Below are 25816 nucleotides of genomic sequence, written 5' to 3' on the forward strand. Positions count from 1 at the left end.
AGCATGTTTTTACAAGGGGGGGATGGTGTTTAAGGCCATCCCCCCTTTTTTTGGATTAAAGGTCCACCACGACCCGGCCCTGGATCTGTCCGGCCATGATCTGGTTGGCCGCTTCCGGGCACGCTTCCAGGGGAATATGCCGGGTCAGGCTATCGAGCAATGCCATGGGCAGTTGCTGGGCCAATTGTTGCCACGCCTGTTGGCGGTGCGGTGCAGGGGCATAGACAGAGTCGATGCCCAATAGGCGTACCCCACGCAAAATAAAAGGAAAAACCGTGGTGTGTAGATCCATGCCCCCGGCCAGACCACAGGCGGCCACCGCCCCATTATAACGCATTTGGCTAAGCAGCGTGGCAAGGGTTTGGCTGCCTACGGTGTCGATGGCACCGGCCCATTGTTCTGATTCTAGTGGGCGGCTCTCTCGGCTTAATTGTTCCCGGGGGATGATGTGATGGGCACCAAGCTCTTTAAGGTAGGGTTCCAATGCGGCCCGGCCAGAACTGGCATGCACCTCATAGCCCGCAGCAGCCAGCAGGGCCACCGCAATGCTACCCACTCCACCGGCGGCTCCTGTCACCAAAATGGGGCCATCGTGTGGGGTGATGCCGGATGTTTGCAGGGCCATCATGCAGAGCATGGCGGTTAAGCCTGCGGTGCCCACCGCCATGGCTCGCGCGCTGGAAAAGCCAGTGGGAAGATGGTTAAGCCATTTGGCTTTAACCCGCGCCCGCTGGGCATGGCCGCCCCAGTGGCGTTCCCCCACCCCCCAACCGGTGAGCACCACCCGATCGCCGGGTTTAAACAGCGCACTCTCCGAAGAGATCACTTCACCGGCCAGATCAATGCCCGGCACGTGGGGGAAATGCCGTACAATTTTGCCTGTCCCGGTAATGGCAAGGCCATCCTTATAGTTAAGGCTGGAGTGCTCAACGGCAACCAAAACCTCCCCTTCGGGTAGCTGATCAAGGCTAAGTTGTTCAATGGCAGCCAGCGTTTGTTGGGCATCCTGGCGTAAGACCAGCGCCTTAAAGGTGTCGGACATAATGGGGTGACTCCGCAGTGATTGGGTGAATCCACGCAGGTTTAACTTTGACCCAGCTCGTTAGCAGAATCAATCCATTTGACGATGTGCCCTTTTTTCGCTCGATATTCCGACCTTGGTAACCGATAAATGAACGGCATGTTGGTTTAGGGCTTGGGTTTTCATGGTGCTATTGTCTTGGGGTGGATTATGAATCGTGCTGGCAAGAGTTTAGGTCTGTCTGGCCTGCTCCTACTGATGCTGTTGGTGGGATGTGCGGAAAACCCCCAACCTCTCAGCCCAGAGTTAGAGGCGCAGCGGCAGAGTGCCATGGCTCGGGGGGGACGCCTCTACGATAACTGGTTTGCCGAAAAACAGGCGGGTGCCCCGGCCACCAGTCACCGTTTGTACCCCACCCAAGGTAGCTATCGCGGCAGCATCACTTGGCGCTGTAGCAGCTGCCATGGTTGGGATGGTTATGGCCGTAATGGGGTGTTCCGCTCAGGGCCAGACTACACCTTTATCAAGGGTATTGAGGATGTGGACGCGCTAAGTGATGCCCAAGTTAGGCAGACTTTGCAGCAGGAGCATCGCTTTAATGCCCTGCTGTTGCCCCAGGATGAAGATGACCTTATCCGCTTTATGCGGGAAGGGCAGATTAACATGCGCCGCTATATTGACCCATCCAATGGCCGTCTGCGTCGAGGGGATGCCCAACAGGGGGCCGCTCACTATCAAGCCCTATGTCAGAGTTGCCATGGTGAACGGGGTATGTTAAGTGCCTCTGCGCCCTTGGGGCTGGTGGCTCAGCGCAATCCTTGGCGCACCTTGCACCGCATTTTAAATGGTAGCCCAGGAGTGTCCGGCAAGCCCTTTATGCGACCCTATGGTGAGCAGGTCGTTGCCGATTTGCTGGCCTATTTGGCGTCACTGCCCAACCAACGGTAGGGCAAAACAGCCCTGTTTGGTCATGGGTCACGCCCTTATGCCGTCTCGGTCATGGATCAAGCCCTGTTTGTGGCGGTATAGAGGTGATCGCATTGGTTGTGCCCATTGCTGATGCGCCTAGGTCGTGGGGTAAACGGTAGCACAAAGGAAATGGCATAAGCGTTGAGCGGCGGTTATACTGGTCCCGTTTGCGTTTTTGTTGCGGCCCCAACGTTGTGAGTGAACCATGTCCGTACACCCCCTTTCGCTGCGCCATTGGATCGTTTGGGCTCTGCTGTTTTTGCTGGCGGGCATGCTGTTTGGACCCGCCGTAGAGCGGGTGTTTATTGCCTTCTCTACCGAACCCCGCGCCGTTACCGCGCGGGGCAATCTGGCCGAGGATGAGCGCAATACCATTGATATTTTCAAAACCGCCAAGCCCTCGGTGGTCTATATCACCACCCTTAAACATGTGCGGGATTTTTGGACCCGCAATATCCTTAAAACCCCCCAAGGTACCGGCTCGGGTTTTGTTTGGGATAACCAAGGGCACATCGTCACCAATTGGCATGTGGTAAAAAAAGCCACCGAGGCCATTGTGCGGCTGTCGGACCAAACCAGCTACAATGCCGTGTTGGTGGGGGCCAGCCCAGAACATGATCTGGCCGTCTTGCGGATCAAAACCAGCGCCAGCCATGTACAGCCCCTGCCCATTGGTGAGAGCCACAACCTGCAAGTGGGGCAAAAAGTCTACGCCATCGGCAACCCGTTTGGGCTGGATCACACCCTTACCACCGGCGTCATCTCCGCCCTGGAGCGCAGTATTGACAGCGAAGCCGGCGCCGTTATGGAGGATCTTATTCAAACCGATGCAGCCATTAACCCCGGCAACTCCGGCGGCCCCTTATTGGATAGTGCCGGGCGTTTGATCGGTATTAATACCGCCATCTATAGCCCATCGGGGGCCTACGCGGGTATTGGTTTTGCCGTGCCGGTGGATGAGGTCAATCGGGTGGTGCCGCAACTCATCGCCCAAGGACGCTACCAGCGCCCCAGCTTGGGCATTCAAGCCAGCGACCGCAGCAGTGCGCAAATCTTATCCCGCTTCGAGATCACTGGGGTATTGGTGTTGGGGGTGGCGTCGGGCTCGGCGGCGCAACGGGCGGGCATTCAAGCCAGCCGTTTAGACGAACGCGGTATTGTGTTGGGGGATGTGATTGTGGCCATTGCTGACCAGCCAACGGAAAATATTGATCAGCTGCAAAAGGCATTGGCCAAATATCGGGTGGGGGATACGGTCAAAATAACCCTCTGGCGGCAGGGGGAAAACCAGCAACTAGAGGTGGTATTGTAACGGTTTTAATGGGCATTTTCGGGCGGCTTGCCCCCCCAAGGTCGCGCGGGACAGAGGGGTGTGCCATGCATAATCGAGGCTCAGCGCATCATCCCTAACCGGGCAGCGCGTGCAGCCGTGCCCGCGCACAGATGAGATCATCCGGCGTATCAATATCCACCGAAAAAGCCGCTGGCATGAGATGCGCCAAGGTGCGCTCCCCCAAAAAACTCCGATGTTCCCGAAAATAGGCTACCTCGGCCACATATACAGCACCATTTAAAGCATAATAGGGGCGCACCTTTTGCCGCTGGTAGGGGATCTCGCCGCTTAATAAGGGTTGCATCTCCCCCGTTTCCCCCAGCGAAAACATCCATTGTGGGGGATGCCGAGGCTCCATGACCGATACCACCGGGGCACCTTGTTTGATGCTTAATGCAAGGCAAGCCTCCACATCCTCAACCCGGCGAAAGGGGGAGGTGGGCTGTAAAATTACCAAATAATCATAAGCCTCTTCCAGACTCTCCAAGGCATGCATAATGGCATCGGCTGCTGGTGCGGCGTCGGTGCTTAACGCCGCCGGACGCACAAACGGCACATCACAGCCATAGGCACGGCCACACGCCATAATCGACGCATCATCAGAGCTCAACACCACCCGATCTATGCCGCTGCACGCCAAAGCGGTCTCAATGCTCCACGCCAATAAGGGCTTGCCCCCCAGCTCCACCAGGTTTTTACCCGGTATGCCCTTGGAGCCCCCCCGCGCTGGAATAAGCGCCAATACCCGTTTGCCTGCAACCATTAAAAGCTGTCCTTAACATCCCGGCAAGCCTGATGAAAATCACCCACTTGCCCAATATCCATCCAATATTCCAAAAAGGGAAAGGCCACCGGGTGTTTACCCTCATCTGCCAACGAACGAAACAGATCGGGCATATCAAAAAATTGCCCCTTGGGTATGATCGGTAAAACGTGGGGCTCTAATAAATAGATGCCCGTATTGACAAAATAGCGGTTGACCGGTTTTTCGGTAATGCCGTTTAAACGATGGTTCTCCCCCAGATCCACCACCCCATAGGGCAGGGTCTCTTCCACTTGCCGCACGCACATTGTGGCGTCGGCCTGTTGTTGGCGGTGATAATCCAATACCCGACCAAAATGAATGCGTGTCAAGAGATCCCCATTCATCACAAAAAAGGGATCCTTGGGAGCCTCGGGCATCAACGATAAAGGACCCGCCGTGCCTAAACGCTGCTCCTCCTCTAGGTACTCAATGCGTACCCCCAGCCGGGAACCATCCCCAAAATAGGCTTTGATCATCTCTTTTTTATAATTGACGGCCAAATAAAATTTATGAAAACCATAACTGACAAAGTTTTCAATAATCATCTCTAAAATCGGCTGCTTACCCACATGTAACAGAGGTTTTGGGCAATCCCGCGTCAACTCCCCCAAGCGCGAACCCAAGCCCCCCGCCATCAACACCACCCAGTTATCACGGGGAGTCGGCAGGGTCATATCCTTTAACCACTCCAGCCCAACCACCCGCCCCTGATCATCCACCACCGGTATGTGGTGCAGGGTGCGGGTGCGCATCAGGGTCATGATATGTTCCTGAGTGTCGCTGTCCCGCGCCACGGTCGGCGTGGTACACATCACTTCACGCACGGGCACATCCAACGAGATATGCCGCAATAACCCCCGCCGCACATCCCCATCGGTGACCAGTCCCAGCAGTTTGTCGTCAGCATCCACCACTAGGGCCACACCTAAGGCCCCCTCGCTGATAATCTCCAGCGCCCGCATGAGCGGTGCCTCCGGGGCGACCCGGACCGACTTCCAAGAGATGGTTAACATGCTCTAACTCCCCTACAAACCCAGCTAGGATTGACCAACCCTATGCCAGGAAAAGGCTCCATAACTCCTTGCAAGATGCCCTAAGGAATCCTGTCGTAAGGATAAATGCAATATGTATGCCTGTGTTGGGTGGGGTTGGTCGGGCGTCTGGATAGAAAATACCGTAACAGATTATAAAGAGAGAATATCTTCCCGTTTTAAGCGCAGCGCTTTAAAGTCCAGAGATCGGATAAGTTGGTGAGCCTTCACTTCGCTCTGCCCATCGCCATAGGGGTTTTTTAGCCCCTTTAGGCTGTTTTGAAAGGCAGGTTTTGCCACCTGCTCTAAGGCGTGATCCAGCGCCTCGGGGTGGGGGTCACAAAAGTGCACATTGGCACCCGCCAGCCGTCCACGCTGGCGCAACCCCACATTGATCACCGGGATGGGTATGGAGGCTGCTTCAATAATGCCGCTGGAAGAGTTACCTATTAAAAAGTCACACCGCTTGTAGACCGATAAAAACAGCGCCCGCTCCAAATTGCGGTAAAAATGAAAATGGGGGTCGCCCCGGTAATGCTCCACCACCTCCAGCAGACGACTAAAGCCTTCATCGGCATTGGGGGCACTGACCAGGGCAGGTATGTTACGCTTTTTCAGGCTTAATAGAATGTTCTCAAAATAGTGATGGGCCTGGGCTTTCTCCTCGGCCACCGGGTGAAAAATCACCAGGGCATAACGTGTAAACCCTTCCTGAATCCCCAATTGGGCATGGATCGCCGCCAACTCTGCGGGTTGATGGCGCACAAATTTATCCAGGGCAATGCTACCAATCTGGTGCACCCGCTGGGGGGCTTCCCCCATCTTGAGCAGCCGCTGGGCATGCTGGGGCAGCGAGACCATATGCACCGTCGAAAGCTTGCTGGTGGCATGGCGCACCATATGGTCCACATGTCCATCCTGGGAATGGTCTCCCCCAAAAAAGTGGCAGGTGGGGATCTCCAGATAGGCCCCCAACAGGCCGCCGATGATCACCTCCTCACGGTCTCCGGCATAGAGGATAAGATCAGGATCATAATGGGCCACCAGATCAATGCTGTTTTGGAGCAGCAGACTGGCCGATTTTAAACGGGAAACCCGACTATCGGCATCCAGCAGGGTCTCCAAGGTCAGCAGAATATCCAGACCATCCTGCCGGATCGCCTGCACACTGCGGCCAAAGGTGGGGGAGAGATGCGAGCCGGCCACCAGCAGCTTGAGCTCCACATCGGGATCGGCATGCAGCCGCATATAAAGGCCGCTCATCAGATCATATTCTGCACGGGAGCAGGTGATACCAAGGAGTTTCATAAGCTTATTCCATCTCTTGGGGGTGCCCAGGATCAAGCCATAGGGCCGTGGGGCTTGCAGAGCGTGTCCAACCGCGCGGATAGGCGGCTTTAGCGTTCAATGGGATCATCTTCGGCATAGTCGCGCTGGGCAGGGCGTCCCACCAGCTCATCCCAATACATGGGGCTAAGGCCATCGCCAGGGCGTTTGGTGGTGAGGTTCTCCGCAGTTAGGGGCTCCCCCGCCCGGATGGCGCAGCGGGCAACAATGCTTTTGCGGGCGATGGGGCGGTTGGCCAGCTCCGTTGGGGTGGGGCGTTTGATGCCATCCCCCATGGCCTGCTCAACCTGCCGTATGCCCTGCACCATCTCCCCCAAAGCAGCGGGTTCCAACGAGGCTTTGTGGTCGGGTCCTGGCAGCTGACGATCCAGGGTAAAATGTTTCTCTATGACCGTCGCCCCCAAGGCCGCCGCTGCGATGGCGATGGCAATGCCCTCGGTATGGTCGCTGTAGCCGTAGGGCAGGGCAAAGCTTTGGCCCATGCTGAGCATGGCCCGTAGATTGACCTCCTGCAACGGTGCCGGATATTCGGTGGTGCAGTGTAATAGGGTGATCTGCGCCCGTGGTGTGCCTGCCATGACCAGCACGTTGATGGCCGCCTCCACCTCGCCCAGGGTGGCCATGCCGGTAGAGAGCAGCACCGCTTCCCCCGTGGCACCAATGCCCCGTAGCAAGGGCAGGTTGGTGATCTCCCCTGAGGGAATCTTAAAGGGGCGACAGCCCAGCCCCACCAATAGCGCCAGACTCGGCAGATCAAACGGGCTGGAGAGAAACCCAATACCCCGCTGCTGGCAGCGTTGCAGCAATTGGTGGTGATCTTCTACCGACAAAGCCAGCCGGGCCAACATCGCCTGTTGGCTCTCGGTAGCGTCGGTGGTGCGTTTTTGATAGGCCGCCTTGCCCGCATGGCGGCTGGCGATCTGTTGGGGGTCAAAGCTCTGAAACTTTACCACATCCGCCCCGCAGTGGGCGGCGGCATCCACCAACTCCAAGGCCATAGAGAGGCTGCCATTGTGGTTCACCCCAGCCTCTGCAATCACCAATGTTGCCATGCATGTTACCCTTTCAATACCTGCCTTACCCCATCAATAACCCGCTGCTGGTCCTGTTCCGTCAACCCGCAGGAGCAGGGGAGGGTCAAGATCTGCCACCATAAACCATCCACCACTGGGGTGGCGCTAACGGGGGCGTTGCGGTAGGGGGCCTGTTGGTGGATGGGCTTCCAGAAGGGGCGTGCGTCCACCCCCAACTGCCGCAGTTGCGCGCGCAGGTGTTCTTGCCTCTGGGGGGGGCGATCCACCACCACCCCCGAGAACCACCAAGCGCTCTTGGCCCAACTTGGGGCCTGAAACGGGGTGACGCCGGGCAGATCTCCCAATGCGTCGGCATAGCGGTCGCGAATGCGCCGTTTGGCCCCCACCAGCTCCGTCAAGCGCTCCATTTGGGCACAGCCCACCGCTGCCTGTAAATTGGTCATGCGATAGTTAAAGCCTACTTCGTCATGGTCGTAGCCAGGGCCTTGGCGGGCGGTGGTGGTCAAATGACGCACCCGTTGAATCAAAGCCGCATCGTGGCTGACCACCGCCCCGCCACCGCCACAGGTGACGGTTTTGTTGCCATTAAACGAGAAGACCGTCAGTTCCGCCCCCAGTGCCCCAATGGCTTGACCATGGGCCATAGCCCCCAGGGCGGCGGCACCATCGGCCACCACCGGCAGTTTATAGCGCTGGGCGATGGGGATAAGCCGCTGCATATCTGCCGGGGTACCCAGTACATGCACCGGCATCATGGCGGCGATGCGTCGCCCGCTGGGGGTGTGGATCAAACGATCCCCCTGCCAGTGGCTGTGTTGGGCCAGGGCCTGTTCCACCACGTGGGGATCCAGGGTCCAACTCAGGGGATCCACATCCATAATCCAGGGTGTCGCCCCGAGATAGGCGATGGCATTGGCACTGGCAATAAAGGTAAGGGCGGGTAGAATAACCAGATCATCCCGCTGCACATGCAGGGCGGCTAGGGCGGCGTGCAGTCCAGCGGTGCCGGTGGCGACCGCCACCCCATGGGCTACTCCGGCTGCCTGCGCCACCTGTTGCTCAAAGCGGTCCACAAAGGGACCCACAGAGGAGACAAAGGTGCTCTCAATACACTGCTGCAAATAGTCCGCTTCCCGCCCCCCTAGATGGGGGATTGCCAATGGAATCATCCCTTCACCTCGCCACCACACCCTGCAATTGGTATAACAATTGAGTAAAGCTCTTGGGCATCCATACCCTGGGGCATTGCTCGCAAAATTCTAACCAACCCTTCAAGTAGGTACACATGGCAGCCGTGGATACCATTCGAGAGAGCCTGGAAAAGGCCATTACCCTGCAACAGCAAGGGCATGCAGAAGAAGCGCTGCTGCTTTACCACGCGCTGTTGCAGCACTATCCCAAGCAGGCCGATCTCTACTATCTGACCGGCTTGGCCCACCAGGATTTGCAGCAGTGGCCGCAGGCCTGTGAACGGTTGGAACAAGCGGTGGCGTTGGATGGGCAACGTTCTGATTTTTTACTGGCTTTGGGTATGGTTCTGCAAGAGTTGGAGTTGCCAGAACAGGCCAAGCAGCGTTATGCCCAGGCGGCGTTGTTGGACCCTCAAGATTATCAAGCCTACTACCATATTGGGGATAGCTGTATTGATCTGGGCCAGAACCGGCAAGCCATTGAGGCTTTTACGCAGGCCATTAAGTGCAAGCCGGATTTGCAGGAGGCGTGGCTCAATCTGGGGCTCTGTCTCAAGGCGGCTGGAGAGCTGCCGGGTGCCTTGCAAGCCTTTACTACCGCTTTGCAGCTTAATCCCGACGATGCCAAGGCCAAGGTGGATTATGCTATGGCTCTATTGGCGATGGGGGATTATGCAAACGGGTGGCGATATTATACGGCGCGTTTTCAATTTAGCCATGTTTTTAATGATATGCAGCGCATACCGGCCAATGTGGAAGCATGGAATGGTGAACCGTTGCAGGATAAGACCCTGCTGGTTTTATGTGAGCAGGGGTATGGGGATAATCTTCAGTTTGCCCGTTATCTGCCTATGCTGCGGGCGCGGGGTGTCAAGAAGTTGATTGTGGAGAGCAAGGGCCATTTAATCGAGCTGTTTCGGTATAATGAGTTGGCCGATGCCTATTGCAACGTCATGGAAGTAAAAGAGCAGCAGGCCGATTATTATGTACCCTTGCTGGAGCTGCCCCGTTTGTTGGAGACCCGGGTAGAGAACATACCGGCTGATCTGCCGCTCTATCGGGTCAGTGCGGCGTTGATGCACAAGTTGGCGGCGCAGATCCCCTCGGGTGGGTTTAAGGTGGGTCTGGTGTGGAGCGGTAAACCGCTGCACCCGCGAGATCCGGCGCGGCGTCGCAGTTGTCCCTTTGCTGAGCTGGCACCGCTGGCAACGGTGGCGGGGGTGGATTTTTATAGCCTGCAAACTGGTTTGGAGGAGGATCACATGCCAAGCAAACTGGCGGGTGATACGCCCTTAATAGACTTAAATCCCTATCTGGATGATTTTCATCACACCGCAGCGGCGATGCAGCAGTTGGATTTGATTATCACCATCGACACCGCAGCGGCGCATTTGGCGGGTAGTTTAAAGCGGCCCACGTGGTTGTTGACCCCTTATGCGGCGGATTGGCGTTGGGGGGTGACGGGTAATAGCACGCCGTGGTATCCGGGCATGCGTCTCTACCGTCAGCCAGCACCGGGGGCGTGGCAACCGGTGATTGCCCAGGTAACGGCGCAACTGCGTCAATTGGTGGCGTATAGCACGGGTTATGCGGCCACTGCCCCCTCCCTTTAGTGTTGCGGCCATGGGCGGCGCACTTCCCACCAGTGGGTGCCTCGGTGCCCGCTTGGCATAAGGCAAATGTGATGCAACAGGCGGTTGAAGAGATCTTGACCCTATTGGAAAACTTGCTGCGGCAGCATCCTGAGGGGCTTAAAGAGTTTACCCTTTATCAAATCTTGAAAGAGCGGCAGATTGAGCCTTTTGCGGTGGAAAATTTGCAAGATCCCGAGGTGTTGTTTCGGGTCCATTTTCTGCTGTTTCACCATCTGTATCGGCTGCGGGAGCGGCTTTGGCAGCAGGGGCAGGGGATGTTGCATATTCACTGCCTGTGCATCAAAATAAGCCCCACGCCAGCCCCAACTGTGCCACCCGCCAGCCCCATTCCTTATGATGCTTTGGCGGGCTATTATTTGGATTTGCAGCAGTTGGAGCAGACCACCCGTGCTCAGGTTGAGCAGCTTCTTAACGATTTTTGGGCCCGTTTTGAACGTTTTGAAGGTTTGCCTGCCCGCAGCGAGGCGCTGGCGGTGTTGGATCTGCCGGGTGATGCGGATGCGGCACGGATTAAGCGCCGCTACCGCGAGCTTGCCAAGCAGCACCACCCTGACCGGGGCGGTGCTGTGGAGCGCTTTCGCGAAATCGCCCAAGCCGCCGAAAGCCTGCGCAATCATTAAAGGCCGATGTTTGCTAAGGGCTTTAGAGAGGTGTGCCTGCTGGCCAGCAGAGGCTAGCTCAAAGGAGATGTCCAGGTGAACCCGAACCACTTATCACGCATGCTTCTTGATCGTCAATTCGATACAACACTGTCCGTTTTAGTGTTGCCACAACAGTAGTCAGATGGGCCATTGGCAAAACAGATCGACGAAGCCAATGGGTCAACGCATTAAGGGAGCGCCGAGGCTATAACATCACCTGTGTGGCGGTAGCCAACAAAAATGCCCGGATATTGTGGGCTCTGTTGGTAAAGGGAGAAAACTATCGTGAGCAAACCGCACATGGATAGCCGTCGAACCGCTGTTAAAAGATTCTGATAAGGGAAAGTGAAGGGGTTGTTCTGAGTTCTCACCGAAGATTGCGAGAGAATAAGTTTTGATGGCACAACGGGTCAAGCCCGGCGTTTTCAAAACCTCACGGGGACAGGGGCCTTCGAGGCCGTGAAACTGACCAGGAGAAAACGCGCGGTTTCCATCAGGGCCAGGGATCAAATAGTCATCCCACCTAAAGGCCGAATAGATGTCTGCATTCGCACCTTGTTTGTGTCAGATAAAAAAATTCTTCTTGCAATTAGGGGGTGGGTCCATAGATGTCCCCGGAACTCCCCCCTAACTCCCCCCTCACTTCTCGATGCGAGAGGCTGGACAATGAGGAAACCATTCATTCCACAATTCCAAGTTAAATAGGTGTACGTCAAACCCCTTTTCCCAACCCTTCGTAGGACGACCGAGCAGACAGCCACCATGTAAATTAAGTAGTGCATCTTTTAACACCGTCAGGAATGGTGGCTGCAAAGAACTCATTCCTATTAAGGTCAGATAGCGCATAGGCTTTTTGGAGATACCCTGGTTCAGCCCCAGGTAGATAAGGCTGTCTATCAACTTGGGGAAGAGCTCTGCGTGGAGTAAAGATTGCGAGGATAGTTTTTGGTGGAATGATTCTAATTGAGCAACTCTATGTTGCTTTGGAATTGTGCTTTTTTCTGGATCTTTGATCTCAATAAGCCAGAGCTCTTGTTCCCACTCCACCACAAAGTCGACCGCCTTCATGAGGTGGCTCATGCCGTGTCCTTGGCCGTGACCATCCAAGGAAATCACAGACAACGCCTGGGAAAAGTCAAAATAGAGTTCCCCCTCCATCCACTCTTGGTTCGGCACTGTCATGACTCACTCTCTCCAAAGGTCTGAGCCAACTCTTGATCATAAATATGTAAATACTCTTCTGCGATTTTGTTGGGGGTGATGGCAGCATAGTTGGAACATACATTAGCGGTCACCCCATGTTCCCCAGCATCATCCAGTGCAAAGTAGGTAATAGGTGTCTTTTTTTTCTGTAATTCCAGCTCTTTCAGAAGGGCAAAATGGTGGGAAGCAATGAAGATCTGTACCCCCTGGTCGGCAAGCATGAGAAGGATGCGTGCCACATGTTGCACCAGGACGGGGTTGAGATTGGCCTCGGGTTCATCCCAATACAGGGTTTTGGCCTCCATGAGGGTACCATTACGTATGAGTTGCCAAATGAGCGCCAATTTACGGTGGCCCTCGGCGACCAGATGCATCTCCATGGGATAGGATTGGTCTGGATCATCGTCACGCTGGATATAAAAATGTTCCCCCTCTTCGGTCACAGAGCCGCCGATAATCTCTTGAATAGATTCCATGATCTCTGCATATACACCCTGGGGGGGCTCCTTCAAAGGGGGCCCGTAGGCATGGACAAGAATATCGTTGTAAGTCTCCTCAAACTCCATCTCGTACTTTACATACAAGGTACGAAACTTAGCTGCCCAGGATAGAATTTCTTTGGGGGGAATAAAAACAGCAGAGCCAAAATCCACATCGACTACTCTCTCACTTAAGAGCATATTTTGTGGGTGTGGAAGGATTTCCAGAATTAACTTTGTGGAGTTATTCCAACGTGCTGCGATTTTCGATATGGGAACTGGAGTTGCACGATGAATTAGACGAGCGATCATGCGATCTTTGGGGCAGAACACATTAGCAATTTTAGTAGAGATGGCCGCAGAATCTTGCTGATAATTACACTGCAAGGCATAGAGCAACTTCATAAGATGGGTCTTGCCTGTACCATTGGCACCCACAAAGACGTTAATCCCCGGCGAAAAAGTAAGATCCAGGGATTCAAACACGGTGAAGTTGGACAGGGTGAGTCGGGTAAACATCAGGCGTCTCCTTTTTTTCCGGTCACGTCTTTAACCTGGGCCAGCAGAGCTCCAAATTTTCCATAGTTAACCTTCACGCCATCATCCAATCCAGGTCAACGCGCTGGTCGGCGTAGTGGCGGAGTTTCTCGTCGAACTGAGATAACTCCTCCTGCTGTTTGCGAAGTTTATCCAGAGAGGTCTGGGCTTTTTTGGGGATGTCCCGAGCTCTGTTGAAATTCGGGTGGGTGCCTGATTCATCTTACGCGGCCTCAGATTGTTTTGGAAGTGACATTTCGGCCAAGGTCTTTTGCGTATGCTCCTCAAGCTTGACCTTGAGCTGAGGCAACTGTCTAGGGGAGTTCTGGGGACATCTATGGGAATTCCGGGGACGAGTTCTGAGGTGGAGTTCTGGGGACATACACTTAATGAACGATTAGGAGTGATTACAAATAATGGCGAGATTGGCAAGAGTGGTCATTCCAAGTGTAGCGCACCATATTACGCAGAGGGGTAACCGCAGGCAGGATGTATTTTTTGAGGAATCCGATTATGAGGCCTATTTGAAAGATGTGCGTGTTTGGTGTGAAGCTTGTGGGAGTTCCGGGGACATACACTTTATTGATCGTGAATAAAGTGTATGTCCCCGGAATTCGAACCGCTGTTAAAAGATTCTGATAAGGGAAAGTGAAGGGGTTGTTCTGAGTTCTCACCGAAGATTGCGAGAGAATAAGTTTTGATGGCAACGGGTCGAGCCCGGCGTTTTCAAAACCTCACGGGGACAGGGGCCTTCGAGGCCGTGAAACTGACCAGGAGAAAACGCGCGGTTTCCATCAGGGCCAGGGATCAAATAGTCATCCCACCTAAAGGCCGAATAGATGTCTGCATTCGCACCTTGTTTGTGTCAGATAAAAAAATTCTTCTTGCAATTAGGGGGTGGGTCCATAGATGTCCCCGGAACTCTCACAATCAGTCACAGGGAGCCTGTAGGGGTGTCGTCAGTACGGGCTTTTTGAGGAGGCCCTATGGTAGTTTTATTGCCTCTTATACTTTTCAAGAACCAAGGAGCGTGTGGATTTATGAATACGGATTGGCTAAAAAATATTTCAGTAAACATACGAGCTACTGGGCCCGCAGCAGTCATTATCGTGTGGATAATAGCTGTGACTGTTTTAGGAATTTGGGGTGAAGGCGGCCATGCAAGTTACGCCCAAGGAATGCTTAATTTTTGTGGGGGCATAATTCTGGTTGTGTTAGCAAAAAAAACTTAACCCAATAGATTGTTAAGTTAATATTTACGCTGCTCTACTGTTGAAGATAAATGAAGTCTCAAACGCCAACGGAAAGGGGGATGTCCCGAGCTCTGTTGAAATTCGGATGGGTGCCTGATCCATCTTACGCGGCCTCAGATTGCTTTTGAAGCGAAGTTTCTGCCAAGACCTTTTGCGTATGCTCCTCAAGTTTGGCCTTTAAGTGGGGTAGCTGTCTATAGGCCCGTAGACGCTGGAACCCTTTTTTGGCCTCCAGCATACCGGCAGCAGTCCATCTGAGGCGCATATTGCTGTTTTTCCACCGCTTGACGTTGCGGGTCACACGACGGATAGTTCCCATCATATTTTCGATGGCGTTGGTGGTAGCCAGCGCCTTGCGCAGTTCTGGTGGTAATCCGAGTCGGGGACAAGAGTTCTGGGGACATACACTTAATGAGCGATTAGGAGTGATTACAAATAATGGCGAGATTGGCAAGAGTGGTCATTCCAAGTGTAGCGCACCATATTACGCAGAGGGGTAACCGCAGGCAGGATGTATTTTTTGAGGAATCCGATTATGAGGCCGATTTGAAAGATGTACGTGTTTGGTGTGAAAGTGTATGTCCCCGGAATTCCAGGGGGTGGGTCCATAGATGTCCCCGGAACTCCTTTGATCATGAATAAAGTGTATGTCCCCGGAACTCAATAAAGTGTATGTCCCCGGAATTCCGAAGCGCCATGTTCTCGGTTTGAAAAACTGCACGCGATTTGAAAAGGCTGGTAAGCAACGTGAAAATCATCTGGATAAATGTATTCACGGGGATGGCGTTACCAGGGCCGGTGATTTTCGAGGCATATTGAAGCGAGCCCTTTCTTCTTCAATTTGAATTTCAATATTATCGGGGAATGCGGCAGGATCTTGGTCGACGAGTTGCAGACACTCCCTTTCTGCCCCTGAGTAAGGATCAAAGCAGCATTTAGAATATTTATGCACCCAAACGCCACCAAAATCCTGACACGAATCAGCCTGTTGACAAAACCACTGCCCTTTGATTCCAGGAAGAGTGAAGAGACATGATGCTTGAACGGCAATAAACATGGGAAATCCAACAAAAACATGTATTGGAAAAGCTATAGATAAGCCGATAAGTGCAAGGAGAGCTAAAAGTCTAAGTCGTTTCATGAGATGCTCTAAAAAAAGAGAGGGGCGTTGCCCCTCTCTATTGTGAGGGCTCAGTATTTTGGATTGATACCTCTTACACGATAAGGAGAACAGACCTGTTTACAGGATTGTCCTTGACCTGCACCTGAACGGCCATGCTGATTTGCAGCCTCATCGGCGCGACGGTCCCAAAGTGGATCTCCCTTGACGTGGGTACCGTAAAGCTCTCGAACATGGCTAATGGTTTCGGCGGCTTGATGACCACCAGGGCCACGAGACGTTGCGCGGCAATTGGCCATACAGTGATGATATTTATCACTGAGTTGGACATTGTCATGTCGCATTTTGCCATATTCGTGTGCCATGTCGGCTGCACCAAGTGCAGCTTGCCCCATGTGTTTAACTGCTTGGCCAACTTGGTTAAATGCCTGACCAACCCGGTCTGTTGCTTCAGCCACATAGGCTGATTGGAGCCGCCAAGGTGCTCCAGGATACCAATTCCTTCCCATTACGATTTCCTTTTATCTCGTGATTGAGGTCATACAAGTGAAAAGAGATCGCCACGACTTTTTCCTTGCCCTTTTGGGTGGTCCTGATTACGCTCAGGCTAAATCTGGTGAAGTCATCCGCGTTGCCGCGCGGGTGGACGAATCTCGCAAAGCAGAGTGCTGACCTAAGTTGGCATTCTGCTTTGTGTAACTCCTAATAGATAAGTATGGTCATCAAAAAGTTCAAGCCCTAAGTGCGATTTTTTCAGTGCGATAGTTGTTTTTTTGCTGCATGAGAGGTTGGTGAGTTGATGGTTAACTGAAATAATTATTAAATTCAATGTGTAGCGATGTTTTTCTTTTATGCTTTTTGGTTGGGCGTTCATATCTGAAAACAGAATAAATAATTATTAAAGGTTGTAGAGAGTTTCTGGTTTGAGAAGCGTATGCTTCACCATTAGGTTACGAAAAACCCCGCGTCCTAACGGATGCGGGGTTTTTTGCTATGTGGAAAAGACCAATAAATCCAACGGTTACAGTTGATGTCCGATCGTTGAAACTCCTCTCCATTGGCCTCCAGGAAGGCCCGTTATTCTCTGTTCTCCGCCATATTCTCCAAAAGCTGTGTACCGTGTAAAAAAGTACAATGGCTGTGTACCATGAACGAATTCAATGGAGTACACAGCTTTTGATTCTGTGGCTTTTTGTTATGGGGTTGTTTTCAAGAGACCTCTGGGGACGGAAAGGGAATAAAAACCATATGAAATCCACAACTATCAAAGCATCAGGCTTATATGTTTTTTGATATGCTCTCTTTCCTCGTTTGTTTTTACCTTATCAAGATTCAGTACAAATTCTTGTCCGTAACCTTGGTAGGAAATAATGACATCATGCCCATCAATTGGGGAGTTCTGGGGACATACACTTAATGAGCGATTAGGAGTGATTACAAATAATGGCGAGATTGGCAAGAGTGGTCATTCCAAGTGTAGCGCACCATATTACGCAGAGGGGTAACCGCAGGCAGGATGTATTTTTTGAGGAATCCGATTATGAGGCCTATTTGAAAGATGTGTGTGTTTGGTGTGAAGCTTGTGGTGTGGAGAACTGGGCTTACTGTTTGATGATGAATCATGTTCATCTCATATTGGTTCCAAAGTCATAAAATGCTTTACAGAACAACAAGCTGGCCAAGATTTGTGGCGCATTTGCTTCGCCAGAGCATATTAATGATAGCCCAGCCACGGCTCCCTCCAAACGGATTCAGACAATCTGCAAGAGCTACGATAAAGTGGTGCATGGCACCTTGATCGCCCTAGATATTGGTTTGGAAAGCATTCGCCAGCACTGCCCGCTGTTTGATGCCTGGATAAAGCGACTTGAGGGGTTGAATGCAGCCCCTAACCCATAAAGCAGATTCCCCTAAAAGCCCATGGCAAGCTGGTGGGGTAGATTCCCACCCAATCGAGCTGCACAGCAGGCGCGCAGGCTCCGGCAGAGGCTGCCGATTATGCCGGGTGGTGGTGCATCCAGCGGGCGAGTAGGGCGAGGTGCCACAGCTTTTGTGCCCGTAAACGGTCATCAGCCCGCAAAAAACGCGGCCAGTCGCGGCGTAAAATGGATTGCGAAATGAGCGGGCTCTGCTCAATCCACGCCACAAAAGTGGACTCCAAATTGGCCGGGGGGGTGGTGCGTAAACTAAAACCCTGCTTGCGCTGTTCAAGAACCTGCGCCGGCACATGGGGGGCAATATAGTCCCGAATCAACGGCTTGCTACCCTGGGCCTCGCGGGGGTCAGCGGGGCGGCTAATGGCCCATTCCACCAAACGGCGATCCAGATAAGGTACCCGCACCTCCAGCGCATGGGCCATGCTGGCACGGTCCACCTTAGCACACACATGGTTGCTACAAAAACTCATAAGATCAATGCGTTGCAGCGCTCTTACCAAAGGAAGCTCCGGCGTAAACCAGCGCTGCAAAGGGGCCAAAAAAGCCTCGTCATCATAGCGGATCGCCGCCGGTCGCAACAGCGCCTCAACCTCCGCCGGTAAAAAGCGTTGACTGGTACGCCATGCATGCCGGTGCAGCGGTGAACAGCAGGCGAAGGCCAGCCGCGCCCGCTCCAGCAGTGCCGCAGGTAGGGGGCTGTGACGCAGTAACGGTTTGGCCAAAGCCGCTTTCCACGGCGCTAAGGTCGGTAATGCCGTGGGTATATCCCGGTACCAGTTGTAGCCTGCAAACAGCTCATCACCACCATCCCCCGACAGCACCACCTTATACTCTTTCGCCACCGCCGAGCAGATATTCAACATGGTTAGGTAGGAGCCAAAAAGATGGGGTTCATCCTGTTGCAATAGAGCGGCATCCACCTGTTGCAGTAGATCGCGGCCATCCATGACAACCGCCTCGAACGGGTGGCCCAACCGCTCGGCGGTGGCCTGGGCCAGTGCGGACTCATCCCTAGGATGGCCCGGAAAGCCCAAAGAAAAAGCCTTGAGCTGATGCCCCAACCGCTTAACCCCCACCGCCACCGAGGTGGAGTCCAAACCCCCGCTCAAAAACAGACTCAAGGGCACATCACTAAGCAAATGTTCTTGCAATACCTGCTCAAAACGTTGGCCCCACGCCTGATCATCGCTCGGCGCGTCGCTCTGGCTGGGGGGGCTCCAATAGGTGTGCAGCCGCAGCCCTTGCTGGGGGGTCCAGCGCAAAAACTGACCGGGGGAGAGCTTGTTGACCCCCCGCCAAATGGCGTAGGGATCGGGAATATGTCCGTAGGCGAGCACATGGCTGAGGGCTTGCGGCTCGTAACCCTGCTGCGCCACCCCATCCAGCCCCACCAGGGCGGAGGCCTCCGAAGCCAGCACCAGCCCACCCGCTGGGGTGGCGGCATAGAAAAGCGGTTTGATGCCCATGCGGTCACGGGCGGCCAGTAGGGTTTGCTGACGGGCATCCCACAACACAAAGGCAAACATGCCCTCCAAATGGGCAAGACAGTCACTCCCCCATTCTCGATAGGCGTGCAAAATCGCCTCATTATCGCTGTGGGAGTGAAATACATGGCCCAATGCCTCCAACGTTTTTTGTAGAGCAGGGGCGTTGTAGATCTCTCCATTGCCCACCAGATGCAGATCCGCTGCGTGAAGGTGCAAGGGTTGGTTGCCCGCGCTGCTGGTATCCACAATGGCCAGACGGCGATGGCCCAACCAGACCGGCACGGGCTGCTGGGCCGACCATTGGCCCCCATGATCAGGGCCGCGATGGCGGAGCCGATCCAAGGCGCGTTGGCGCGCTGCGGCGGGGCTCTGCTGGCCCACTTCGGCAAGAATTCCGCACATTAGAGCGTCTCGGGCACGGGGATGACGGCGTGGATGGCACTGCCCAGCGCCGGGGGATGAAACTGGTCAAGGGCCATCTGCCCCATGGGGGCAAAGTGGCGGTTAAACGCGACCAACAATGCGGGATCCTGGGTGCCGCGCATGCGTGTGTAGCCCACGATGAACAGATGGTTGCTCCAACATAAACCCCGCACAAAATAGGGGCTGGGTTGCAGGGTGTGACGTCCTGTGCGGCCATCGCTGTTAAGCCAAGCAAGGCTGTTGCGGCGAGATTCGGTCACAAACAGGGTATCATCCACAAAAACGGTGTCGTGGGTGCCGTCAAAACTACCCGGTGGGGCAACAAAGTGGGCCGCATGGCTATTGGGGTCTAACTCAATCACCGCACCAGGGTTTTGACTGCCATACCATCCGCTGGTGGTGACGTAAAGTTTGCCCTTGTGGTAGGTGACATCGTTTAAATGGTGGTGATAGGTGGGGCTACAACTTTTATGCCGGTGCCGGTGTTCCCCCGCCGCTAAGGGGGGGTGCTGTGGGCCACCTTGGAGATGATAGGCCAAGCGTTTACGCCAATTCTGGCGCCAACGGGGAGGGCGGTAGAGCTGTGGATAGCTGGCGAGAATGGGGGCATCCGCCCCCCACTGCCATATCAGCTCCATGGTGTTTAGATCAAATCCCAACACCATTTCGGTGGCGGTGGCGGTTACCCATAGGGTGGTGCCGTCGGTGGTTAGACCGTGGAGATCCCCCATCTGTGGGGTGGAGAAGGCGTTGACCACCTCAAAACTGGGATAGTCAATCTCCACAATATGGTTCCACATCGCCACAAACAGACGGTGGCCGGTGAGGCATAGACCGCCAATCAGGGGGGCCATAAAGGCCTCCCCACAGCGAAAGCTGGCGCTGGGTAGACGGAGCTGACGCAGCACACAACGCCGCTCCCAGTCGATCTCCGCCACCACCCCGTAGGAGGCGGTGGGTTTTTCATACCCCTCCGGTTTGAGTGTCACCAGAAGTTTCATGGGGTCTCTGTCTCAGTGTGGTGGGTAAAGTGGGTCTCTGGCAGGTAGACACCGCGTACCACAGAACTGCCCTTAATATGCAGTTGCGCCACATCGCTGACGCGGAACCCCTTGCCCTGCATTTTACCCACACCAATGCCGATACGGATGCGATATTTGCCCGGTTTTAGACGCATATCCTGCCAGGTTAAACCAAACTGGTGTGTTCCCGCAGGCAGCTCATCAAAAATGCGCTGGTCAAACACCACATCTACCGCATCCACACTCTCCAAGGCCACATGCAGGCTGGTATCGTGAAGGGCATGGGCAAAGTTCATATCAAAGCGAAAGGTGACATCCTCCCCCACCTCAATCTCTATCTTATCGCTGCCCGAGGGTAAAAAATGGGGGTGGGTAAGCTTGGCGTGAATATGATCAAACTGCCCCAAATTGCCACGCCCAGCGGCGTCACCATCGCGGCGGATCACCTCCTCATAGACCATCATGCCCTCTTCGGTAGGGCCAACAAACAGCGGCACCCCCTTATCCAACACCAAAACCCGATCACACATGCGGCGCATGCGGTGCAGGTTGTGCGAAACAAACAGAGTACACTTGCCCCGTTCCCGCAGATTTTCCAAATAGCCTAAACACTTATTAAAAAAATTAACATCGCCAACCGCCATCACCTCATCCATCAGCAGGACGTCGGCGTTGACATGCACCCCCGTACCAAAGCCTAGGCGCACCATCATGCCGCTGGAGTACATGCGCACTGGCCGATCCAGCCACTCCCCCAGTTCACAAAAGGCTTCGATGGCGGGCATCTGCTGCTGGATTTGGCTATGGGTTAAACCCAATACCGCCCCCAACATTTGAATGTTTTCCCGGCCCGTTAGCTCCATGTGTATGCCCGCATTGAGCTCGATCATGGGGAACAGGCTACCGCGCATATGCACGCTGCCTTGGGTGGGTGGGGTCACCCCAGCCAGCACCTTGAGCAGGGTGGATTTGCCCGAACCATTGCGCCCCACAATGCCTAGGGTCTCACCGGGAAAGGCTTGGAAGGAGATATCCTGTAGTGCCCAGGGTAGGCCGCCGCTCTCCTGCGTCTCCACCCCGCGCACTCTGTTGATGCCGCGTTTAAGGGTGGGTAGCAGGGGCAGCCCATAACGTTTCCAGACACCTTGCACATCAATAAGCGGGGTTGAAGACATTACAGCACATCCGCAAAATATTGAGAGACCGAACGAAACAGCGGCCACGCGATCAGCCAGATCACGGCGATGGTCAGGGCGCTGCCACCCAACAGGGTGAGATCGGGGCTCTGGTTATGCAGCAGCACGCTGCGAAAGCTCTCGGTAATGCCCACCATGGGGTTAAGATCAAACAGGCTGCGCCAGCGTTCCGGTACCTGATTGGCCGGGTACATAATGGGGGTTGCCAGCAACCAGAACTGCATGCCAAACGGGATGGCAAAGATAACATCCCGTTTAAAGGTGCCAATGGCCGCCAATCCCAAACCCAGCCCTAGGGCCAGCAAGCCGGTGAGTAGGGCCAGCAGGGGGATCCAGAGCAGGGTCCAGCCCACCGGGTGCTGATACCAGATCAGCATAAGCGATAAAATCAATGCCGCGATGAGAAAATCAATAAACGAGGTGAGCATGGAGGCAAGGGGAAAGATCTCCCGTGGCACCGCCGATTTTTTTAAAATGGGAGCGTTGGCGTAGACGCTGGGGGCGCAGCGAATCACCGCATTGGACATAAAGGTCCAGGGGACCAAGGCAACAAAGGTAAAGAGGGCGTAGGGCACCCCCTCATCACTGGGAATGTTGAGCACCCCGCGTAAAAAGATAAAGACCACCATATAGGCCATGGGCTGCAAAAAGGCCCAAGCCGGCCCCAATAGGGAGCGCCGGTATTGTCCCTTGAACTCCCGCACCACCAAGGCGCGTACCAGACTGACCAGTTGCTCATGGGTTTGTCGGTTAAGGTGTATGTAGCGCCCGCGAAACCATGTCATGGGTGTGGGGTCTCCCTAATTTTTTGGCACAGATGGTAAGCGATTTTCCCGCTTTTTCGCGCAAAAGTCTATGTTCCCTCTGCCCCGCCGCCCTGGGCGGCGCGGTGGGTTGGCCGCTGCCGCTTGGAATAGGCTACACCAGCAGGTAGAGCAGCTGTTTAATCAGCAGCAGCGAGGCAAAGGCCAGCAGGATGCCCCAACCGACCATGGCGGCCATCACCTGGGGGGCAAAACCGGCAGCCATGGCCAAGGCTCCGGCGGTGATCATGGAGGGCATACCGGCCTCCAGCACCGAAACCTGCGCCGCCACCCCCTGCCATCCCAGCAACAGGCAGAGCGCCAGTGCCAGCAGCGGTGTGACCAGCAGTTTAAGGGTCAAGCCAACCGCCAGTGCCAAACTTTCACCCGGGGGTGGGCGGAGTTTAAAGGAGAGCCCCACCGCCACCATGACCACCGGGACCAAGGTTTCAGCCAAGCGTTGCAGGTAGAACTCCAGAAAGGGCGGATTGTGGGTAAAGCGCAGTATAAGCGCCGCCACCAGCGCCAAAAAGGGTGGAAAAGTGACCACTTTCCGAATGAGGGGATGAAACCCCGGCATGCCCTGGCCATGGTAGCTGGCAAGAATGATGGAGCCATAGGTGGCCAGCGCCAAAAAACTACCGGTTTGGTCATAGAGGATGGCGTAGGGCAAGCCATGGCTACCATAGAGCGCCTCGATCATGGGCACCCCCACAAAGGAGGTATTGCCCAGGGGCACCACCATCAGCATGCCGCCAACCAGCGGGCGCTGCCAGTGCAGCAGCTTAGCCACCAACAGCACCAGCGCGGCACTGGCAAGCAGCATCAACCAGGGCATCAGGATGGGGGCCAGTAGATCGCTGGAGATGGGCAGGGTAGGGACCTTCCACAGCACCAGCGCGGGCAGCGAGACGTGAATAACATATTGGTTGAGAATGGCGGCCGCTTGGGGGGCAGGAAAGGCCGGTAGACGTTGAAAACCGTAGCCAGCCACCACCAAAAGAAAGACAAGAATAAGGTTTTCCATAGGGATATCTAGCGATTTTGCTGCTGGAGCAGTAGGGCATCTATAAAAAACTTGGCGGCCCAGTTGAGCAGTTCATAGCGTCCATAACCGCCCGAGAAAGGGTATGAGCCCTTGATACCACCGCGAATGCCGGGATCGGCACTGTGTAAATTTTGAGTGCGTTTCACAAACGCCAGCAAACGCGCGGCGCCCTCTTTATAGTCGGGGCGTTGCAGGGGGTGCGCCAGCAGCAGCAGTTGCCCGGCGAGTTGGGCCGAACCGGTCAGACAGGCCCACTCAACCCGGCCCTGCCAGTTGCCATCTAAGCGACCAGGGATAAATCCTCGGTGGTCGATTAGGGGCAAGAGATGGTCCAAGGCCAGCTGTGCCCGTTGCAGATAAACATCGTGTTGCAGGGCTAAAGCGGCCCCGGCGATGCCCTCAATGGCGTAGCAGATGGTGTGCAGCAGGGGGGCCCCTGGGTCGGAGAGGCAGTTGCAGCGAAACCAACCATTATCATTTTGCATCGCGAGGGTGGCATCCACATTACGCCGTCCAGCGGCGATATAGTCGGGACGATTGGCCGTCTGCCCCAAGAGGATTAATGCCCAGCCCACCCGCACATTGTAGGTGGTGGTTTTGGCGTCGGCAAACCGCGAGTTGCCCACCCGCCACTGCCCTTCGGCTTGCTGCACCGCCAGCAGATAATCGGCAGCGCGGCAGGCCGCGAGCAGATAGCGTTGTTGGCCGCTCTGCCGGTAGGCCCGCTCCCAGCCCAAGATCACCTGTCCGGTATTAAAGACGGCGGGGGAGGGGGGCTGCTCAACGGTTCCTCCCATCACGGCACCACTGGGCAGTTGCACCTCAATTTCCCAATCGGCCATGCCGAGGGCGCGTTGCATAAGCGCATCCTGCCCCTGCTGGAGGGCCACATCCATAAAAGTGGGGATGAGATAACCGGTGGTTTCGGGATAGGCGGGCTGCCAGCCCCGGGCATCAAAATGAAAATTCCAAGCGGCGGCATAACCCCGCGCCACGCCGCGCTGCGCGGTGCTATCGTGGGCACGACAGAGCCACGCCAGGGCCCCTCGCAGGTGGTCCTCATCCGAACCCGCCTGACGTTGGCTTAGATCCCCTTCATCCTTGAGTTCACGGCGGGCCGCGCCATCAAACAGAAAGCTGTTGCGCCAATGGTGGTAGAGGGTTTTACCCACTCGTTGGGTTAATGAGGCGCGGTCAACCATGGCGGGTGCCCCGGATGACAAATTTTTCCCAACCCCAGCGAAAGGGGGGGAGATGCCCCAACAGCCGCTCCAGCCGGAAACAGAAGGCGTAATAGCCGCTCAGCAAGCGCGGCGCATGGTCGCGCAGCACCGCATCAATATAGAAGGGTTGTAACAGATATTTATGATAACCAAAACCCACACCACGCCCCTGGATTTGGTGCATGTCGGCCTGTTGCAGCCACCGTTTAACCTGGAACCAGTGGTTGTAGCGATCATAGTCAATGCCCCAATCCTGAAAGGGCGACATGGAACGAAAGATGGCCCGAAATGGTGCATTAAGCCGGGGTGCCCAGGTTTTGGACATGCGCAGGTTTTTATAGAGCGCTTTCAGGTTCCAGCTATTATAGAGTTCCAGCACCAGATCGCCGCCGGGTTTGGTGACGCGGCTCATCTCTTGAACCGCTTGCTGCTGTTGGGTGAGATGCTGCAACACCCGGCAGCTAAACACGGTATCAAACAGGCCATCTTTAAAGGGAATCTGTTCCAACTCGCAGCAGACATGAAAAGAGCCCCGTCCCGCCCGTTTGACAATGCGCAAAAGGTTAAGGGAGGCATCAATGCCCACCGCGTCGGTCTGCGCCGAAAAACGGGCCAACATGCGACCATTGCCGCAACCGGCATCCAAAATGCGCCCCTGCTGCTGGGGACGCAGCAGTTTTTCCATGCCGTAGATTTCGGATTCATGGTTATAGATGCCAAACGGGTCGCCATCCCCCTCAACCTTTTGGTTATAGAGTTGGGACTTCTCTTCGGTATCCCAATAGCGGTGAAAGCGGGCCTCAATGGTGGCCTCCACATCGCCGGGCAGCAGCACGGGAATGCCCTCCACAATGGGATAACGATGGTTACAGGCCGGACACCAGAGGCGGGGTACCTCGGGCTGGTGGGTCAATTCTCCCCGGCAGTCCGGGCAGCAGAGCATGGCCAGCCGCTGGGGACTTAGGGTGTGGGACTCATCTTTTGCACACATACAGCACTCCCAATCAACACAATTAAGGGTGGGGGTGCTCCCCCTACAACGCCACCCTCCTTAATAGC

Annotated in this window: 23 protein-coding genes and 1 pseudogene; 6 read left to right on the forward strand and 18 right to left on the reverse strand. The window is 55.0% G+C overall.

Annotated features, from left to right (window positions below; genetic code table 11):
- Nucleotides 1-55: 55 nt before the first annotated feature.
- The gene (acuI, locus tag MMC1_RS02870; RefSeq protein WP_011712248.1) at nt 56-1042 is read right to left on the reverse strand and encodes an acrylyl-CoA reductase (NADPH); all 987 of its coding nucleotides are present in this window, start codon (nt 1040-1042) and stop codon (nt 56-58) included.
- A 189-nt stretch (nt 1043-1231) separates the two neighbouring features.
- On the opposite strand from acuI, the gene MMC1_RS02875 reads away from it, so the two are divergent.
- Both MMC1_RS02875 and MMC1_RS02880 read left to right on the forward strand, forming a co-directional pair.
- Nucleotides 1232-1969 (forward strand): c-type cytochrome, encoded by a 738-nt coding sequence (locus tag MMC1_RS02875; RefSeq protein ID WP_011712249.1) that lies wholly within the window; start codon nt 1232-1234, stop codon nt 1967-1969.
- 226 nt (nt 1970-2195) lie between these two features.
- On the forward strand, nt 2196-3302 hold the full coding sequence (locus MMC1_RS02880; RefSeq protein WP_011712250.1) for a S1C family serine protease: 1107 nt from the start codon (nt 2196-2198) through the stop codon (nt 3300-3302).
- Between the two features lie 94 nt (nt 3303-3396).
- Here MMC1_RS02880 and MMC1_RS02885 read toward each other — a convergent pair whose 3' ends face one another.
- The 5 genes from MMC1_RS02885 to MMC1_RS02905 form a co-directional block, all read right to left on the reverse strand.
- On the reverse strand, nt 3397-4086 hold the full coding sequence (locus tag MMC1_RS02885) for an acylneuraminate cytidylyltransferase family protein (protein WP_011712251.1): 690 nt from the start codon (nt 4084-4086) through the stop codon (nt 3397-3399).
- Nucleotides 4086-5141: a nucleotidyltransferase family protein gene (locus tag MMC1_RS02890; RefSeq protein ID WP_011712252.1), complete on the reverse strand. Its 1056-nt coding sequence runs from the start codon at nt 5139-5141 to the stop codon at nt 4086-4088. The genes MMC1_RS02885 and MMC1_RS02890 overlap by 1 nt, the downstream gene beginning before the upstream one ends.
- Before the next feature lie 171 nt (nt 5142-5312).
- Nucleotides 5313-6467 (reverse strand): UDP-N-acetylglucosamine 2-epimerase, encoded by a 1155-nt coding sequence (gene neuC, locus MMC1_RS02895; RefSeq protein WP_011712253.1) that lies wholly within the window; start codon nt 6465-6467, stop codon nt 5313-5315.
- 89 nt (nt 6468-6556) lie between these two features.
- A complete protein-coding gene (gene neuB, locus MMC1_RS02900; protein ID WP_011712254.1) occupies nt 6557-7558 on the reverse strand; it encodes an N-acetylneuraminate synthase in 1002 nt (333 codons plus the stop codon).
- Between the two features lie 5 nt (nt 7559-7563).
- Entirely contained in the window at nt 7564-8709 is a 1146-nt protein-coding gene (locus MMC1_RS02905) for a DegT/DnrJ/EryC1/StrS family aminotransferase (protein WP_011712255.1), read from the reverse strand.
- Between the two features lie 116 nt (nt 8710-8825).
- On the opposite strand from MMC1_RS02905, the gene MMC1_RS02910 reads away from it, so the two are divergent.
- Both MMC1_RS02910 and MMC1_RS02915 read left to right on the forward strand, forming a co-directional pair.
- On the forward strand, nt 8826-10343 hold the full coding sequence (locus MMC1_RS02910; protein ID WP_011712256.1) for a tetratricopeptide repeat protein: 1518 nt from the start codon (nt 8826-8828) through the stop codon (nt 10341-10343).
- 71 nt (nt 10344-10414) lie between these two features.
- On the forward strand, nt 10415-11005 hold the full coding sequence (locus MMC1_RS02915) for a DNA-J related domain-containing protein (protein ID WP_041640702.1): 591 nt from the start codon (nt 10415-10417) through the stop codon (nt 11003-11005).
- A gap of 660 nt (nt 11006-11665) precedes the next feature.
- Here MMC1_RS02915 and MMC1_RS02920 read toward each other — a convergent pair.
- Nucleotides 11666-12208 (reverse strand): hypothetical protein, encoded by a 543-nt coding sequence (locus tag MMC1_RS02920; protein WP_011712258.1) that lies wholly within the window; start codon nt 12206-12208, stop codon nt 11666-11668.
- Nucleotides 12205-13227, reverse strand: coding sequence for an AAA family ATPase (locus MMC1_RS02925; protein WP_011712259.1), 1023 nt, complete (start codon nt 13225-13227; stop codon nt 12205-12207). The genes MMC1_RS02920 and MMC1_RS02925 overlap by 4 nt, the downstream gene beginning before the upstream one ends.
- A 1058-nt stretch (nt 13228-14285) precedes the next feature.
- On the opposite strand from MMC1_RS02925, the gene MMC1_RS02930 reads away from it, so the two are divergent.
- Nucleotides 14286-14477 (forward strand): hypothetical protein, encoded by a 192-nt coding sequence (locus MMC1_RS02930; RefSeq protein ID WP_143711338.1) that lies wholly within the window; start codon nt 14286-14288, stop codon nt 14475-14477.
- A 124-nt stretch (nt 14478-14601) separates the two neighbouring features.
- Here MMC1_RS02930 and MMC1_RS02935 read toward each other — a convergent pair.
- The 3 genes and pseudogenes from MMC1_RS02935 to MMC1_RS02940 all read right to left on the reverse strand — a co-directional run.
- Nucleotides 14602-14880, reverse strand: a pseudogene (locus MMC1_RS02935) (IS256 family transposase); the annotation flags it as partial.
- 390 nt (nt 14881-15270) lie between these two features.
- Entirely contained in the window at nt 15271-15639 is a 369-nt protein-coding gene (locus MMC1_RS21545) for a hypothetical protein (protein ID WP_143711340.1), read from the reverse strand.
- Nucleotides 15640-15689: 50 nt separating this feature from the next.
- Nucleotides 15690-16127 (reverse strand): serum amyloid A protein, encoded by a 438-nt coding sequence (locus tag MMC1_RS02940; RefSeq protein ID WP_011712260.1) that lies wholly within the window; start codon nt 16125-16127, stop codon nt 15690-15692.
- Between the two features lie 1165 nt (nt 16128-17292).
- Between MMC1_RS02940 and MMC1_RS22485 the strand changes: the two genes are divergently transcribed.
- Nucleotides 17293-17517: a DUF4276 family protein gene (locus MMC1_RS22485; protein ID WP_081436174.1), complete on the forward strand. Its 225-nt coding sequence runs from the start codon at nt 17293-17295 to the stop codon at nt 17515-17517.
- Nucleotides 17518-17614: 97 nt separating this feature from the next.
- Here the strand turns inward: MMC1_RS22485 and asnB are convergent, their stop codons facing one another.
- The 7 genes from asnB to MMC1_RS19550 all read right to left on the reverse strand — a co-directional run bounded on the left by asnB (nt 17615) and on the right by MMC1_RS19550 (nt 25748).
- Entirely contained in the window at nt 17615-19444 is a 1830-nt protein-coding gene (asnB, locus tag MMC1_RS02945; RefSeq protein WP_011712261.1) for an asparagine synthase (glutamine-hydrolyzing), read from the reverse strand.
- Nucleotides 19444-20466, reverse strand: coding sequence for a YncE family protein (locus tag MMC1_RS02950; protein ID WP_011712262.1), 1023 nt, complete (start codon nt 20464-20466; stop codon nt 19444-19446). Before MMC1_RS02950 ends, asnB begins: the two co-directional genes overlap by 1 nt.
- A complete protein-coding gene (locus MMC1_RS19545; RefSeq protein ID WP_011712263.1) occupies nt 20463-21662 on the reverse strand; it encodes an ABC transporter ATP-binding protein in 1200 nt (399 codons plus the stop codon). The genes MMC1_RS02950 and MMC1_RS19545 overlap by 4 nt, the downstream gene beginning before the upstream one ends.
- Nucleotides 21662-22468, reverse strand: coding sequence for an ABC transporter permease (locus MMC1_RS02960; protein WP_011712264.1), 807 nt, complete (start codon nt 22466-22468; stop codon nt 21662-21664). Before MMC1_RS02960 ends, MMC1_RS19545 begins: the two co-directional genes overlap by 1 nt.
- A gap of 133 nt (nt 22469-22601) precedes the next feature.
- Nucleotides 22602-23513, reverse strand: coding sequence for an AEC family transporter (locus MMC1_RS02965; RefSeq protein WP_011712265.1), 912 nt, complete (start codon nt 23511-23513; stop codon nt 22602-22604).
- 8 nt (nt 23514-23521) lie between these two features.
- A complete protein-coding gene (locus MMC1_RS02970; RefSeq protein ID WP_011712266.1) occupies nt 23522-24736 on the reverse strand; it encodes a prenyltransferase/squalene oxidase repeat-containing protein in 1215 nt (404 codons plus the stop codon).
- The gene (locus MMC1_RS19550; RefSeq protein WP_011712267.1) at nt 24729-25748 is read right to left on the reverse strand and encodes a methyltransferase domain-containing protein; all 1020 of its coding nucleotides are present in this window, start codon (nt 25746-25748) and stop codon (nt 24729-24731) included. The genes MMC1_RS02970 and MMC1_RS19550 overlap by 8 nt, the downstream gene beginning before the upstream one ends.
- Nucleotides 25749-25816 lie beyond the last annotated feature (68 nt).

Source organism: Magnetococcus marinus MC-1, assembly GCF_000014865.1.
Taxonomy (GTDB): domain Bacteria; phylum Pseudomonadota; class Magnetococcia; order Magnetococcales; family Magnetococcaceae; genus Magnetococcus; species Magnetococcus marinus.

Coding starts and splice junctions, on each gene's coding strand:
- acuI (WP_011712248.1), bottom strand. CDS start 1,042: ATGTCCGACACCTTTAAGGCGCTGGTCTTACGCCAGGATGCCCAACAA.
- MMC1_RS02875 (WP_011712249.1), top strand. CDS start 1,232: ATGAATCGTGCTGGCAAGAGTTTAGGTCTGTCTGGCCTGCTCCTACTG.
- MMC1_RS02880 (WP_011712250.1), top strand. CDS start 2,196: ATGTCCGTACACCCCCTTTCGCTGCGCCATTGGATCGTTTGGGCTCTG.
- MMC1_RS02885 (WP_011712251.1), bottom strand. CDS start 4,086: ATGGTTGCAGGCAAACGGGTATTGGCGCTTATTCCAGCGCGGGGGGGC.
- MMC1_RS02890 (WP_011712252.1), bottom strand. CDS start 5,141: ATGTTAACCATCTCTTGGAAGTCGGTCCGGGTCGCCCCGGAGGCACCG.
- neuC (WP_011712253.1), bottom strand. CDS start 6,467: ATGAAACTCCTTGGTATCACCTGCTCCCGTGCAGAATATGATCTGATG.
- neuB (WP_011712254.1), bottom strand. CDS start 7,558: ATGGCAACATTGGTGATTGCAGAGGCTGGGGTGAACCACAATGGCAGC.
- MMC1_RS02905 (WP_011712255.1), bottom strand. CDS start 8,709: ATGATTCCATTGGCAATCCCCCATCTAGGGGGGCGGGAAGCGGACTAT.
- MMC1_RS02910 (WP_011712256.1), top strand. CDS start 8,826: ATGGCAGCCGTGGATACCATTCGAGAGAGCCTGGAAAAGGCCATTACC.
- MMC1_RS02915 (WP_041640702.1), top strand. CDS start 10,415: ATGCAACAGGCGGTTGAAGAGATCTTGACCCTATTGGAAAACTTGCTG.
- MMC1_RS02920 (WP_011712258.1), bottom strand. CDS start 12,208: ATGACAGTGCCGAACCAAGAGTGGATGGAGGGGGAACTCTATTTTGAC.
- MMC1_RS02925 (WP_011712259.1), bottom strand. CDS start 13,227: ATGTTTACCCGACTCACCCTGTCCAACTTCACCGTGTTTGAATCCCTG.
- MMC1_RS02930 (WP_143711338.1), top strand. CDS start 14,286: ATGAATACGGATTGGCTAAAAAATATTTCAGTAAACATACGAGCTACT.
- MMC1_RS21545 (WP_143711340.1), bottom strand. CDS start 15,639: ATGAAACGACTTAGACTTTTAGCTCTCCTTGCACTTATCGGCTTATCT.
- MMC1_RS02940 (WP_011712260.1), bottom strand. CDS start 16,127: ATGGGAAGGAATTGGTATCCTGGAGCACCTTGGCGGCTCCAATCAGCC.
- asnB (WP_011712261.1), bottom strand. CDS start 19,444: ATGTGCGGAATTCTTGCCGAAGTGGGCCAGCAGAGCCCCGCCGCAGCG.
- MMC1_RS02950 (WP_011712262.1), bottom strand. CDS start 20,466: ATGAAACTTCTGGTGACACTCAAACCGGAGGGGTATGAAAAACCCACC.
- MMC1_RS19545 (WP_011712263.1), bottom strand. CDS start 21,662: ATGTCTTCAACCCCGCTTATTGATGTGCAAGGTGTCTGGAAACGTTAT.
- MMC1_RS02960 (WP_011712264.1), bottom strand. CDS start 22,468: ATGACATGGTTTCGCGGGCGCTACATACACCTTAACCGACAAACCCAT.
- MMC1_RS02965 (WP_011712265.1), bottom strand. CDS start 23,513: ATGGAAAACCTTATTCTTGTCTTTCTTTTGGTGGTGGCTGGCTACGGT.
- MMC1_RS02970 (WP_011712266.1), bottom strand. CDS start 24,736: ATGGTTGACCGCGCCTCATTAACCCAACGAGTGGGTAAAACCCTCTAC.
- MMC1_RS19550 (WP_011712267.1), bottom strand. CDS start 25,748: ATGTGTGCAAAAGATGAGTCCCACACCCTAAGTCCCCAGCGGCTGGCC.